The following is a 13,065-nucleotide window of genomic DNA, read 5'->3' on the forward strand; positions in this document are numbered from 1 at the left end:
CGATGTCTGAACAAAAACCCTTGGCGCTCGTCGCCGGAGCGGGGGCTGGGCTTGGCCAGGCGTTGGTGTCGCGTTTCCAGGCCGAAGGCATGGTGACCGTGGGTCTGGGCCGAACCCAACCCGACAACCCAATCGGTTCCTTTCATCAGGTCGATCTGTCCGACCCCGACGAAACGGCACCGGTCATAGCCGATTTGATTGCCACTTTCGGGCCGCCCAAGATCGTGGTGCACAACACCGCAGAACTGGTGATCTCACCCTTCCTGAAAACAACGCTCAACGATTACCAGCGCAGCTGGACGTCGATGGTGCAAACGCTGATCGTGCTGGCGCAATCGGTGATGCAGCCGATGGTCCGTGGCGGTGGCGGAACCTTGATCGTGTCGGGTGCAACCGCCTCTCTGCGCGGTGGTGCACAGTTTTCAGCATTTGCTTCGGCCAAGTTTGCCCTGCGCGGGCTGACACAATCGCTTGCACGAGAGTTTCAACCGGCGGGCGTGCATATCACGCATGTCATACTGGACGGCATAATCGACACGGCCCGGTCGCGCGACCGGCACAGTCTGGACCCAGCCAAAATGATGAAGCCCGAAGATATTGCCGAGGTGTATTGGCAACTGGCGCAACAATCCAGGTCGACTTGGACCCAAGAGCTGGACCTGCGTCCTTCAACTGAGGGGTTCTGATCCATGCGCACCGATACGCTCATCATCGGCGGCGGGCTTTCAGGGCTCAGCCTGGCGACACAGCTTGTAGATCAGGGCCAGGAAGTGCTGGTTGTTGAGGCGCGCAGCCGTCTGGGCGGACGCATTCTGACCGAGGTTCAGGGGAACGCCCATCTGGACATGGGTCCGGCTTGGTTCTGGCCCGGGCAGCCACGTATCGCAGCGCTGACAGACCGGCTGGGCCTGCACCGGTTTGACCAATTCAGTTCCGGCGCGCTGAGTTTCGAAGATGAACAGGGCCGTGTTGAGCGGGGCCGCGGGTTTTCATCCATGGAAGGGTCATATCGTCTGGTCGGGGGGCTCGCTGCTTTGACAGATGCGCTGTCGGCACGGTTGCCGGATGGGGCAATTCACCTGTCCACGCAGATCACCGCCTTGGCCCGCACCGAAGGCGGGGTTCGGGTCACCACGCAATCTGGGCAGCATATTTTGGCAAACCGTGTGGTACTTGCCGTGCCCCCACGCATCGCGGCCGAGTTGATCTATGAGCCCGCCCTGCCCGATGGCACGTTGTCAGCCATGCGGCACATCGCGACCTGGATGGCCGGGCAGGCCAAAGCGGTTGCGGTCTATGACACTCCGTTCTGGCGCGAAGACGGACTGTCAGGGGATGCTATGAGCCGGCACGGTCCCATGGTGGAAATCCACGACGCGTCGCCTGCCAGCGGTGGTCCCTTCGCGCTGTTCGGTTTCATCGGCATCCCCGCGCAAGCTCGCCGGGATGAAGGGGATTTGCGGCAGCAGGTTCTGGCTCAGCTGGGGCGATTGTTCGGGCGCAAGGCGACCAGCCCCGGCGCGCTTTTGCAAAAAGACTGGGCGTTTGATCGCTTCACAGCGACCGACCTGGACCTTCAGCCCGTATATGCCCATCCGCAGTACGGCATGCCGAAGGCCATGACACGGATCTGGGAAGACCGGATCATTTTCAGTGGCACCGAAACAGCCGCGCAATTTGGGGGATATCTGGAAGGTGCATTGGAAGCAGCAGAAAACACCGCGGCATTGTTGAGCGCAAATAGGATGAACGTGGTATGGAAATAGATACAAAAACCGCTTTGCTGAATTCTGCCGAATTTGCCGTACGCAGCAAAGGCTTCGACGGCTTCAGCTATGCCGACCTCGCCAATGATGTGGGCATCCGCAAGGCATCGATCCACTATCACTTCCCGACCAAAGCCGCGCTGTCAGCCGCTTTAATGACACGCTACCATACCGAGTCTACGGGACGCTGCGACGAGATCGAGGAAACTTGTGACACGGCGGGCGGGCGTATGCGTGCGCTGATCGCGCTGTATCGCGCGGCTTTGAACGACGGAAAAACCCTGTGCTTATGTGTGTCGCTGATCATCAGCCGGGAAAGCTTGTCGAATGAGGTCACCGACAAAATCCGCGAGTTCCGGCGCATGATGACCCGGTGGATCGAGAATGTCTTTGCGCTTGGCAAAACCGATCATTCGATCACTGGCGTTGAAGATCCGAAAGCAGAAGCACGCGCGGCATTGGCCTTGCTGGAAGGCGCTCATCTGACGGCGCGGGCCGAGAATAGCGCCCAAACCTTTGATGACGCCGTGGAAGTGCTAGCAGCACGTTGTTTGTGACACGGCCTAAGTTAGCTTATACAAAATGGCCGCGTCGATTGTTGAGGCGCCTGCCCGCCTCAACCCGGTTTTTCATACGAGGCCGGCAATTCAACCCGCAAAGCAGAAAGCCTCACTCCAGCTTTACCCAGGCCGAATTTCTGGCAGAGCTTTGCACGCATGCGGCCACAAACCTGACGCCTTCAAGCCCATCCCGGACCGTTGGATAGACAACGGATGCGTCAGGTGAACTTCCGTTTCTGAACGCCAGTATGGCTTCGGCTGCTTCGCCATAGATATTGGCGAACCCTTCCAGGTAACCTTCGGGGTGTCCCGGGGGCACTCTGCTGAGCCGATTGGCCGCATCCCCTGCCGCAGCCCCATTTCGGGTGATCAGACGCTTTGGCTCTCCGTAAGGAGTAAACCAAAGATAGTTCGGGTCTTCCTGAGCCCACTCGATGCCGCCCTTTTCGCCGTACACACGCAATCGCAGAGCGTTTTCGTTGCCGGGCGCAACCTGCGAAGACCACAGCATGCCGCGGGCTCCGCCTTGGAACCTCAGCAACACATGCGCGTTATCGTCGACCTGACGCCCCGGCACAAAAGCCTGCAAATCCGCCGCAAGGCTTTCTGCCCTCAATCCAGTTACAAAGCAGGCAATATTATACGCATGAGTTCCAATATCACCGGTTGATCCTCCGGCACCGGAGCGTTCCGGATCAGTCCTCCACTCGGCCTGCTTGAAATCCTGCGGCTCTGTCAGCCAGTCTTGCGAATACTCAACCTGAACCACGCGGATTTTGCCGATATCCCCGTTGGCAACCATCTCACGCGCTTGCCGAACCATTGGATAGCCCGTGTAGTTGTGGGTAAGGATGAACAGCGCATTTGAGTTTTCAGCGGTTTTGACCAGTTTCTTCGCATCACCAAGGGTCGACGTAAGCGGCTTATCGCAAATCACGTGAATGCCGCGTTTCAGAAACTCACGCGCGGCAGCATAGTGAACGTGATTTGGCGTGACGATCGAAACCGCTTCGATCCCGGATTTCAAACGCGCTTCTCGCATCGCCATCTGCTTGAAGTCATCGTAAACCCGCTCGAGGCCCAGCGCCTCGCCACTATCCCGGGATTTTTCGGGCGTCGAGGACAACGCGCCTGCAACCAGCTCGAACTTGTCATCCAGTCGCGCGGCTATGCGGTGGACACCGCCGATGAAAGCATCGTTTCCGCCGCCGACCATACCAAGGCGAATGCGCCCCGCTCTTTCTTCGTTGCGTCCTGTTACCATCAGCCTATCCCCAGCATTTTCCGATTGGCCGCTTCGTCGGTGCCGCCGTCGGCAAAATCGTCAAAGGCCTTCTCGGTCACGCGAATAATGTGATCGGAAACGAACTGCGCACCTTCACGCGCGCCATCCTCGGGATGTTTCAGGCAGCATTCCCATTCGACCACGGCCCAGCCATCAAAGTCGTTTGCCGCCATCTTGGAAAAGACAGCCCCGAAATCCACCTGTCCATCACCAAGTGACCTGAACCGCCCTGCGCGATCGACCCAGCTTTGATAGCCGGAATAGACACCTTGCCTTCCGGTCGGATTGAACTCGGCATCCTTTACGTGAAACATCCGGATGCGGTCTTTATATATGTCGATATTGTCAAGGTAATCGAGGCATTGCAGGACATAATGCGACGGGTCGTACAGCATGCACGCCCGCGCATGGTTGCCTGTTCGTTCAAGGAACATTTCGTATGTCACCCCGTCATGAAGATCCTCGCCGGGGTGGATTTCATAGCAAACATCAACGCCACAGTCTTCGGCGTGGTCCAAGATCGGCACCCAACGACGGGCAAGCTCATCAAATGCGGTTTCAATCAGACCAGCAGGACGTTGGGGCCAAGGATACACGTAAGGCCAGGCCAGCGCGCCAGAGAATGTTGCATGAGCCGAGATTCCCAAATTCAGAGAGGCTGAAAGCGCTTTCTTGACCTGATCAACGGCCCATTCCTGCCGGGCTTTGGGATCTCCCCTCACGCTTTCGGCCGCAAAACCATCAAACGCCGTATCATAGGCCGGGTGAACAGCGACAAGTTGGCCTTGCAGGTGCGTCGATAATTCTGTGACTTCAACGCCGTTCTCTTGGGCTTTGCCCTTGAAGTCATCGCAATAGTCTTTGCTTGTCGCGGCCGTTTCAAGGTCGAACAACCGCCCGTCCCAACTGGGCACTTGAACGCCCCTGTATCCGCAATCCGCCGCCCATTTGGTTATGGCGTCCCATGAATTGAACGGCGCTTCGTCACCGGCAAATTGTGCAAGAAATAATGCAGGCCCTTTGATCGTCTTCATTCAGTTTCCTCCCCGAAACCAATGCCTCTATGGCGGCAAGTTTTCCTTCAGATAGATGTCGATGCGAATGCGTTCCTGTGATTTGTTGAAAGGGACTTTGTCCGATGTTGCACGCAACAGACGCACCGCGGACCGCACCAGATGCCCAGAGTCCTGCGAGATCAGCGCGTCAAATGTGCCACGGCGAAGCGCATCACGACTAAGCGGCGTGAGTTCATGCGCGATAATGACCAGATCCTTGCTGATCCTGCTCTCTGACAGAAATTGAACCAAACCCGCATTGCCCGCGGCGGAAGAGTATATTCCGACCAGGTCGGGGTAGGTCTCAAATATCCCAGGCATCATCTTGTAGATCAGATCCGGGTCATCCCTGCCCTCGACAGACGCCACGACTTCCAGATGAGGGAACTCTTCAGCGACAACAAGATCAAATCCCTGGCGCCGCTCCAGATGATCACGTGCCAAACGTGAGCCCGTCAGAACCAAAACCTTACCCGGACGATGCACAAAGCGCCCCATCAACTGAGCTGCGGTTCGCCCGGCCGAAACGTTATCGATCCCGACAAAATGATCTCTGTCCGAGCTTGGCAAGTCCGACACCAATGCAACCACTGGAATGCCTTTATCCCTGACCCTCTTCACAGCGTCGCGGACCGAAGGCGTTTCCGGCCCGAATACGGCCACCCCGTCGACGCTCATGTGGTCGACCCCATCCAGAATGTTAACTATGTCCTGAGGCTCGAACGGAGCGACCTTTTTTATCGTGACCCGTGTTCTTTCGATGAACTGATCGCGCGATTGTTCAGCTATCTGATCGCATATCGCCTCGACAAATTCATTACCGGCATCCGGCAGAATAAAGACGAAATTGTAGACACGGTTCCGCGCGAGGTTGGCAGCAGCGGTGTCGCGCACATACCCAAGTTCATCAATCGCCTTTTGCACTTTCTGCACGGTCACCGCCCGCACACCGGGACGCCTGTTCAAGACCCGGTCAACAGTCGCCAGACTGACACCCGCAACGCGCGCGATGTCGTTTACGGTTGGCTTTTTCACCAATTCTAGTTTTTGCTTTTGGTCTTCCACGTGTCTTTCAGCCCTCAATCTCCCGTGCCAAGCCTTCGAACAACAATGCAACAGCTTCTGCACCCGGGTCGTTATGTCCGATCAGGTTTTCTTCGGGAACATAGGCTGCACGGCCTGCTTTGGCACGGTGAATATTTGCGGTTTTGTCAGCACCTTCGCGCGCGGCTTTCGCGGCTTGCACCAGCCCTGAAGGCAGCGCCTCAAGCGCAGGTGCCAGAGCATCAATCATTGTCCTGTCGCCAACTTTGGCCCCACCTACCTGGCTGACCCGGTTCAGGCCTTCGACCAAAGACTTTGATATGGAAGCGCCACTGGCACAGGCATCTCCGGCGGCATTGAAAAAGATCGCCAGGATCACACCGGAAGATCCCCCCATGGTCTGGCTCAGCTCATTGCCCAGCGCGGGAAACAATTGCGTCAGGTCCGCAAGAGGCATTCGATCCAGGCTTCCCTGTAAAGACCTGGCTGCTGTCGCCAAGGTACTGCCTGTATCTCCATCTCCGGATTTCGCGTCCAATTCGTTCAAGTCTTTCTCGGCTTGGATCAGCAGTTCGGCCAAGCGATTTATTGTTTCCTTGGTCGCCGGATTGTTCGACGGGATGGGGTCAATCGGGGTCAAACCATCAGGCAAAGGGGCAATTCGAACCGGCTTTATCGTTTTGACCCCTGGCCATGCCACCAACTCGACCGGTTCTTCCAGCGCCAACAAGTCACTCGGATCAACCGGCAGAATCGAAACAGAGAATCCATGCATGTCCAGCGAAGTCATCAGCGGTGCCGGACCGATAATATGTCCCGCGATACCGGTTTCGGACAAGGCGTGCGTCAAAACAGACATCTCAAGCGGTGTTGTAGACCCCAAGTTGTTTACCAGCGCCACGCAGTCACCCGCCCCCACTCGCTGCTGCAACTTTTCCACGACGGTGGACATTGCGGTCACGGCATTTGCGAACTCCACCTGCTCAACACCTGGCTCGCCGTGAATACCCAACCCGAGCTCTGCTTTGCCGGGGGCAATCCTGTCTTCTTTCGGGGAACCCGGAACGGTGCAGGTGTCCAAACTCATCCCGATACTGACTACTTTCTCGACTACGTTCTTAGCGGCCTTGGTTACAGTTTCCAGATCTGCCCCACGTTCTGCCAATGCTCCGGCAATCTTGTGCACGAACAAGGTCCCTGCCACGCCACGCGGTTGCGGCAGGTCAGGAAGGGCGATGTCATCATCGACCACCACCATTTCCACCTTGCGCCCCAATGCGCGGGCGCGCTCGGCCGCCAGTCCAAAATTCAGCCGGTCGCCAGTATAATTCTTGACGATCAGCAAACACCCCGCCTCACCGGTCACGGCCAGAATGCCCGCCAGGACAGCTTCTACCGATGGGGAAGCGAAAACCTCTCCGCATACGGCCGCAGTTAACATTCCGGCGCCCACAAACCCGGCATGGGCAGGTTCGTGGCCGGAACCTCCGCCCGAAACCAGGGCGACTTTCGATTTGTCCCAGTCCGATCTGTAGACAACCTTGATATGAGGGTACCCATCCAATCTGGTCAGTGCCCCACCTGAAGATGCAAGAAGACCATCTATCGCCTCGGTCACGAGGGTTTCTTTTGTGTTGAGGAACTGGGCCATGCTTTTGCTCCTTAATTCACGCGCGCGCCGGACGCGTCAAAATACAACGGGTTTCGTGGGCTAATTTTGATAGTCTTACCTGCGGGGTAATCTTGATGGACATCGATCAGCGTCACGACCGGATGGCCATTCAAGTCCAGATGAAGTCGGGTTTGGTCACCCAGGTGTTCGGCACGTATCACGCGCGCGTCACTGCCTTCGCCTTCAATGATGTTTTCCGGGCGAAGACCAATCTGCGGGCCCTTGTGATCTCCTCCGAACAACTCCGACGGAAGGATATTTATCCGCGGCAGACCCAATCGACTGGCAACATAAACACTGCACGGGTTTTCATAGATGTCCCTTGGCGTACCGTACTGAACCAGCCTGCCCTCTTCCAGAACTCCGATATGCGTTGCCATTGTCATGGCCTCAACCTGATCATGAGTCACATACAAAAGCGTAGACCCAAGGTCGGCCTGAATTCTCTTGAGCTCGACGCGCAGATCCGCTCTCAGCTTGGCATCCAGTGAACTAAGCGGCTCGTCCATCAAGAAAATTTGGGGATCCCGCACCAATGCGCGGCCAATCGAAACACGCTGCATCTCTCCGCCGGACAATTCCGTGGCCTTGTTGTCCAGCTTGTTCGGGATTTGCAGGATTTCCGCGACTTCGTTCACCTTTTTCTTGATCTGATCCTCAGGGGTTTTCAGGATCGGCGAACGCAGTGGAAACGACAGATTCTCGCGTACCGTCATATGCGGGTACAGCGAATATTGCTGAAAAACCATCGCCACATCGCGTTGGGCAGGCGTTTCCAGGCCAACATCTCGGCCGGCGATGCGTACCGATCCCGAATCCATCTTCTCGAGTCCGGAAATCAATCGAAGCGTTGTCGTTTTTCCCGCACCTGTCGGACCTAAAAGCACGACGAAGGCACCATCGGGAATTGTCATCGAGATACCGTCGACGGCTTGAACAGTTCCGAATGACTTCGAGATGTTCTGCAAAATGACTTCAGCCATTGCTCAGCACCTCTTCGTTCAGGGCGGACTTCAGCGCCCGGCCCGTGGAGCGCTCAAAAAGAGTCACCGTTGTCGAACGGAAATCCAATCCCACGGTTTCACCCGGCGCAACCTTTTCACCTGCGCCGATGCGGGCCTTCAACTCACCGTTCGGGCTTTGCAATGTCACGATCTGGGTTGTCCCCAGGTATTCAGCTGCCAGAACTTTGGCCCGATAGTCACTGTCGTCGGACAAAAATACATGTTCCGGCCGGACACCGAAGACCAGTTCCCCTTCCGCCCCCTCCATCAGCTTCGGGACCGCTTCGTCATGGCCGTTCAGCCTGACCCTTTCAGAGCCGGGTGCCACTTTTCCCTGAAACGGCAAGAAGTTCATTGACGGAGATCCTATGAAATCCGCCACAAACATGGTCGCAGGTTTGTCGTAGATTTCTTGCGGCGTTCCGAATTGTTCGATCACTGCGTTATTCATGACAACAATCTTGTCGCCCATCTGCATGGCCTCTAGCTGATCGTGTGTGACGTAAACCGTTGTCGCTCCCATTCGATCGTGAAGCGCGCGCAACTCTTCGGCCATATGCTCGCGAAATTCGGCGTCCAAAGCGCCAAGAGGTTCGTCCATCATGAACGCCTTGGGCTCGCGAACGATCGCCCGCCCAAGTGCAACGCGCTGCCTGTCGCCACCCGAAAGCCCCCCCACCGGGCTTTCCAGAATGTCAGTTATCCCCAAAATCCCGGCGACTTCCTCGACTTTGGCTTTGACGGCTGCACGTGACATGCCTTGTGAAATCAGTGGATAGCTGATGTTCTTGCGAACATTCATGTGCGGATACAGCGCGAACATCTGGAAAACGAACGCTATGTCACGTTCTGAAGGCGGCTTTTGGCTGATTTCCTCACCATCCAGATAGATTTCGCCGGAAGTCGGAAGTTCCAGCCCCGCAATCATCCTGAGCGTTGTCGTCTTTCCACATCCCGACGGCCCAAGCAGCATGAAAAACTCACCATCCTCAATTGTAAAAGAGCTCTCGCGCACAGCAGTGAAATCGCCGAACATCTTCTTTACGTTTTTGACTATGATCTGGGCCATTTCTACTCCGGAAAATGGCTGACGATGATGAACATGACGGTTCCGATCAGCGTGACGATGAAGGAATAGGTGAACGCCCAAAGGACAAAGGGCTGCATCAGCATGAAGACACCTAGTGCGATCAGGATGGTGGCGACCATCTCCCACGGGCCGCGGCGGAGCCGCATCAATCCGGTAAGAAACTCGCTCATTTGCGTACGGCTCCGAATGTGATCCCGCGCAGCAGGTGTTTGCGCATCAGGATGGTGAAAATCATGACGGGGATCAGGAAGATCGTCGCACCGGCCGCAACCGCAGGCCAATCCAGACCGCCAATACCGATGATGGTGGGGATGAACGGGGGCGCTGTCTGCGCGTTGGCCGAAGTCAGCAGCACGGCGAAAGCATATTCATTCCATGCGAAGATCAGGCAGAAGATCGCAGTTGACGCAATGCCTGTGGCGGCTTGCGGCAGCACCACTTTGTAGAAGGCCTGAAACCTCGTGTAGCCATCTATGAGGGCGGCTTCCTCGTACTCTCTTGGAATTTCGTCGATGAAACCCTTCAGCAACCAAACCGCCAGGGAGATATTCACGCCCGTATACAGGAGGATCATTCCCAGATGCGTGTCGCTCAACCCAAGGTTTCTGAACATCAGGAAGATCGGGATGGCGACAGCGACCGGAGGCATCATCCTTGTACTAAGAATGAAGAACAGAAGGTCGTCTTTGAGCGGTACCTTGAACCTGCTGAACGCATAGGCGGCCAGCGTGCCGAGGAAGATACTCAAGAACGTGGAGCCAAATCCGATGATGACCGAATTCATGAAACGCTCGCCGAACTTGGAGGGCCCAACGATCACCATGTCATATTGGCGGACGATCTCATCGGCCCAGTTCTGCGGCGGGTTGGCTTCCAGAAACTCCTGCGTCTGCCTGGTGCGCGTGGTGAAAAGATTGACGTAACCTTCGAGCGTTGGGTCAAAGACCACTTTGGGCGGGTAGCTGATCGCGTCGGCGGGGGATTTGAACCCGGTCAGCAAAATCCACACCAGCGGGATCATCGTGATCAGCGCATAAGTGATGACCAGGATTCCTGCGATCCATTTGGACCGGTTCGAAGGTTCAGTGACGGAAAAGCTACTCATCTCTGTTTCACCTTGTTCAGGGCTTTGACGTAGATCGACGCAAGGCCGAACACGGTGACGAAAAGGATGATCGCATAGGCTGACGCGTAGCCCGTACGCCACTTTTCAAAAGCCTCCCGCTTGAGATTGATCGAAGTGAGTTCCGTAACGGACCCCGGCCCACCGCCAGTCAATTGCACCACCAGATCAAACATTTTGAAGTTCTCGATCCCTCGAAACAGCACCGCCAGCATCAGGAAAGGCAGCACCATCGGGATCGTAATCGTAAAGAACTGCCGCAGCTTGCTGGCCCTGTCGATCTCGGCCGCCTCGTAGATGTAATCGGGAATACTGCGCAGCCCGGCCAAGCAGATCAGCATCACAAACGGCGTCCACATCCATGTGTCGACGATGACGATGGCCCAGGGCGCCAACGTCACCGAACCCAGCATCTCAAAACTTGACGGGTCTTTGCCGGTGAACCACGAAACGATATAGTTGAACAGTCCGATCTGAGGCTGATAGAGAAACTTCCAAAAGTTCCCGACGACAGCAGGGGACAGCATCATTGGCAAGACAATAATCGTGGTCCACAGGTCGTTTCCCTTAAACTTCTTGTTGATTAGCCACGCCAAGGTGAACCCGATCAGAACCTGAAAAAAGATCGTCCAGAACAGAAAATGCGCCGTCGCCTGCATATTCAACCAGGTGTCGGAATCCGTCAGGATACGCTCGTAATTCCTTAACCCGACATCCTTGACCTCGCGCCCTATCCGATTGGCTTTGTAGTTGGTAAAGCTAAGCTGGATTGTCCAAATCAACGGAAAAATGTTGATTGCAAGCAGCAGGAAGATCGTCGGGGAAATGAATATCCAAGCAATTGCTCGATCGGATAACCCTCTGATTTTGCGCGCAACTCGCGTGGGCGTTGCCTGCGCAACGCGATCTATGGTCCGGTCAGACATTTCTTTGCCAGTTCTTGTCGGTTTGGGACACACGGGTCATGGTGGAGCGGGCTTGAACCCGCTCCTGCCCTGCTTCCGGATTAAAGCTTGCCTTCGTCTTCGAAGACTTCGGTCCAATCCTCGATCAAAAGATCAAGCGCTTCCTGGGCGGTGCCTTGATCGGCGACAACGTAGTCATGGATACGTTTCTGCATGGCCAACAACAATTCCGCATAAGCAGGCTCCTGCCAGAAGTCCTGCACACCTGCCATGGCTTCCAGAAAGTCACCGGCAAAGGGTTGGCTGTCCACGAAGCCGGGGTCTTCCAGCACGGAATTATGTGCTGAATAACCGCCCAGCTCCCACCATTTGGCCTGAACTTCGGGTTGCGCGAACCACTTGATGTACTCAAGCGCGGCATCCTGTTTGTCAGAATAGCTGACGACTGAAATCCCTTGCCCGCCCAACGTTGAACCTGCCTGATTTTGCGGCGGGTTCACGAAGAAGTCGATCTTGTCGCCACCGGTATTGGGATCTGCATAGAGGCCCGGGAAGAAAGCAAACCAATTCATGGCCATGGCGACCTGACCTGACTTAAAGGCGTCCAAGCTTTCACCCATGTAAGAGTTTGTGTACCCCGGAGGTGTCGCTGTTTTGTAGAACTCTTTGTAGAATTCCAGCGCTTCGACGGCTTCGGGTGAATTCACGGCGCCTTCCATGTCATACGAGCCCGGCGTATTTTCATACTTGAACCCCCATGGGTAAAGCGCACTCGTCACACCCATTGTTATCCCTTCCGAACCGCGCTCGGTAAAGATCGCAGCGCCGTACACGGTTTTTCCATCGATCTCGCGACCTTGGAAAAATTGCGCAATCTGCAACAGCTCTTTCTGGGATTCCGGTTCACGCAAATCTTGACCGGTAGCTTCTTTATAGGCGGCTTGGATATCGGGATCTTCGAACCAGTCCTTGCGATAGAACCAACCGTTCGCATCACCCATTGCAGGCAGCGCATAGTAATTTGGCGTGCCCTTTGGCCAAGTCGAATAAGCGTACACAGTTGCCGGCGCGAAATCATCCATACTGATGCCTTCAGCATCAAAGAAGTCATTCAGCTTTACATAGTGACCGTTCTCGGCTCCGCCGCCAATCCATTGGCTGTCCCCGATCAGCAGGTCACAAAGCTTCCCTCCGGAATTCAGCTCATTCAGCATGCGGTCCGCAAAGTTCGGCCAGGGCACAAACTCGAAGTTCATTGTGTGGCCAGACTCGGCCTCGAATTCTTTGGATAGCTCAACCAGCGCGTTGGCCGGGTCCCATGCCGCCCAACACAGTGTCAGGTCTTCAGCATTTGCCTTGGTAGAAAGAGTAGTAGCGGCAAGGACTATTGCGCTGGCAGACGCCAGTTTTGAGTAAGTCATCCATTCCTCCCTTTTTAACGCCGTCAATCGAGGATGTGCGAATCGCGGCATAGTTCCAAGGCTATTTGAGGTACGCACCTCAAGTCTAGATAATTTTGAGGTTCGTACCTCAAAATGCCCCATTTAACTTAAATTTACGC

General features: G+C 55.7%; 13 protein-coding genes. 3 read left to right on the forward strand and 10 right to left on the reverse strand.

Going from position 1 to position 13,065, the window contains the following annotated elements:
- The first annotated feature begins 2 nt into the window (after window positions 1-2).
- The 3 genes from FIU92_RS10415 to FIU92_RS10425 are packed head-to-tail and all read left to right on the forward strand — an operon-like array spanning window position 3 to window position 2,323.
- On the forward strand, window positions 3-686 hold the full coding sequence (locus FIU92_RS10415; RefSeq protein ID WP_152458507.1) for an SDR family NAD(P)-dependent oxidoreductase: 684 nt from the start codon (window positions 3-5) through the stop codon (window positions 684-686).
- A 3-nt stretch (window positions 687-689) separates the two neighbouring features.
- A complete protein-coding gene (locus tag FIU92_RS10420; protein ID WP_152458508.1) occupies window positions 690-1,766 on the forward strand; it encodes an NAD(P)/FAD-dependent oxidoreductase in 1,077 nt (358 codons plus the stop codon).
- Window positions 1,757-2,323 carry a TetR/AcrR family transcriptional regulator gene (locus tag FIU92_RS10425; RefSeq protein ID WP_152458509.1) on the forward strand — a complete coding sequence of 189 codons (567 nt, stop codon included), beginning with the start codon at window positions 1,757-1,759 and terminating at the stop codon, window positions 2,321-2,323. The genes FIU92_RS10420 and FIU92_RS10425 overlap by 10 nt, the downstream gene beginning before the upstream one ends.
- 112 nt (window positions 2,324-2,435) lie before the next feature.
- Here FIU92_RS10425 and FIU92_RS10430 read toward each other — a convergent pair whose 3' ends face one another.
- The 10 genes from FIU92_RS10430 to FIU92_RS10475 all read right to left on the reverse strand — a co-directional run bounded on the left by FIU92_RS10430 (window position 2,436) and on the right by FIU92_RS10475 (window position 12,925).
- Window positions 2,436-3,590, reverse strand: a complete 1,155-nt coding sequence (locus tag FIU92_RS10430; protein ID WP_152458510.1) for a Gfo/Idh/MocA family protein — start codon at window positions 3,588-3,590, stop codon at window positions 2,436-2,438.
- Window positions 3,590-4,645 (reverse strand): sugar phosphate isomerase/epimerase, encoded by a 1,056-nt coding sequence (locus FIU92_RS10435; RefSeq protein WP_152458511.1) that lies wholly within the window; start codon window positions 4,643-4,645, stop codon window positions 3,590-3,592. Before FIU92_RS10435 ends, FIU92_RS10430 begins: the two co-directional genes overlap by 1 nt.
- 27 nt (window positions 4,646-4,672) lie before the next feature.
- Window positions 4,673-5,701 carry a LacI family DNA-binding transcriptional regulator gene (locus FIU92_RS10440; protein WP_254705294.1) on the reverse strand — a complete coding sequence of 343 codons (1,029 nt, stop codon included), beginning with the start codon at window positions 5,699-5,701 and terminating at the stop codon, window positions 4,673-4,675.
- A gap of 37 nt (window positions 5,702-5,738) precedes the next feature.
- The gene (locus FIU92_RS10445; RefSeq protein ID WP_152458513.1) at window positions 5,739-7,361 is read right to left on the reverse strand and encodes a dihydroxyacetone kinase subunit DhaK; all 1,623 of its coding nucleotides are present in this window, start codon (window positions 7,359-7,361) and stop codon (window positions 5,739-5,741) included.
- Between the two features lie 11 nt (window positions 7,362-7,372).
- On the reverse strand, window positions 7,373-8,365 hold the full coding sequence (locus tag FIU92_RS10450) for an ABC transporter ATP-binding protein (RefSeq protein ID WP_152458514.1): 993 nt from the start codon (window positions 8,363-8,365) through the stop codon (window positions 7,373-7,375).
- Window positions 8,358-9,455 (reverse strand): ABC transporter ATP-binding protein, encoded by a 1,098-nt coding sequence (locus tag FIU92_RS10455; RefSeq protein ID WP_152458515.1) that lies wholly within the window; start codon window positions 9,453-9,455, stop codon window positions 8,358-8,360. The genes FIU92_RS10450 and FIU92_RS10455 overlap by 8 nt, the downstream gene beginning before the upstream one ends.
- Window positions 9,456-9,457: 2 nt before the next feature.
- Window positions 9,458-9,646 carry a hypothetical protein gene (locus tag FIU92_RS10460; protein WP_058274732.1) on the reverse strand — a complete coding sequence of 63 codons (189 nt, stop codon included), beginning with the start codon at window positions 9,644-9,646 and terminating at the stop codon, window positions 9,458-9,460.
- Entirely contained in the window at window positions 9,643-10,581 is a 939-nt protein-coding gene (locus tag FIU92_RS10465; RefSeq protein ID WP_152458516.1) for a carbohydrate ABC transporter permease, read from the reverse strand. Before FIU92_RS10465 ends, FIU92_RS10460 begins: the two co-directional genes overlap by 4 nt.
- Window positions 10,578-11,525: a carbohydrate ABC transporter permease gene (locus tag FIU92_RS10470; RefSeq protein ID WP_152458517.1), complete on the reverse strand. Its 948-nt coding sequence runs from the start codon at window positions 11,523-11,525 to the stop codon at window positions 10,578-10,580. Before FIU92_RS10470 ends, FIU92_RS10465 begins: the two co-directional genes overlap by 4 nt.
- An 80-nt stretch (window positions 11,526-11,605) precedes the next feature.
- The gene (locus FIU92_RS10475; protein WP_152458518.1) at window positions 11,606-12,925 is read right to left on the reverse strand and encodes an ABC transporter substrate-binding protein; all 1,320 of its coding nucleotides are present in this window, start codon (window positions 12,923-12,925) and stop codon (window positions 11,606-11,608) included.
- Between the last annotated feature and the right edge of the window lie 140 nt (window positions 12,926-13,065).

The sequence above is a fragment of the Ruegeria sp. THAF33 genome (assembly GCF_009363615.1).
Taxonomy (GTDB): Bacteria; Pseudomonadota; Alphaproteobacteria; order Rhodobacterales; family Rhodobacteraceae; genus Ruegeria.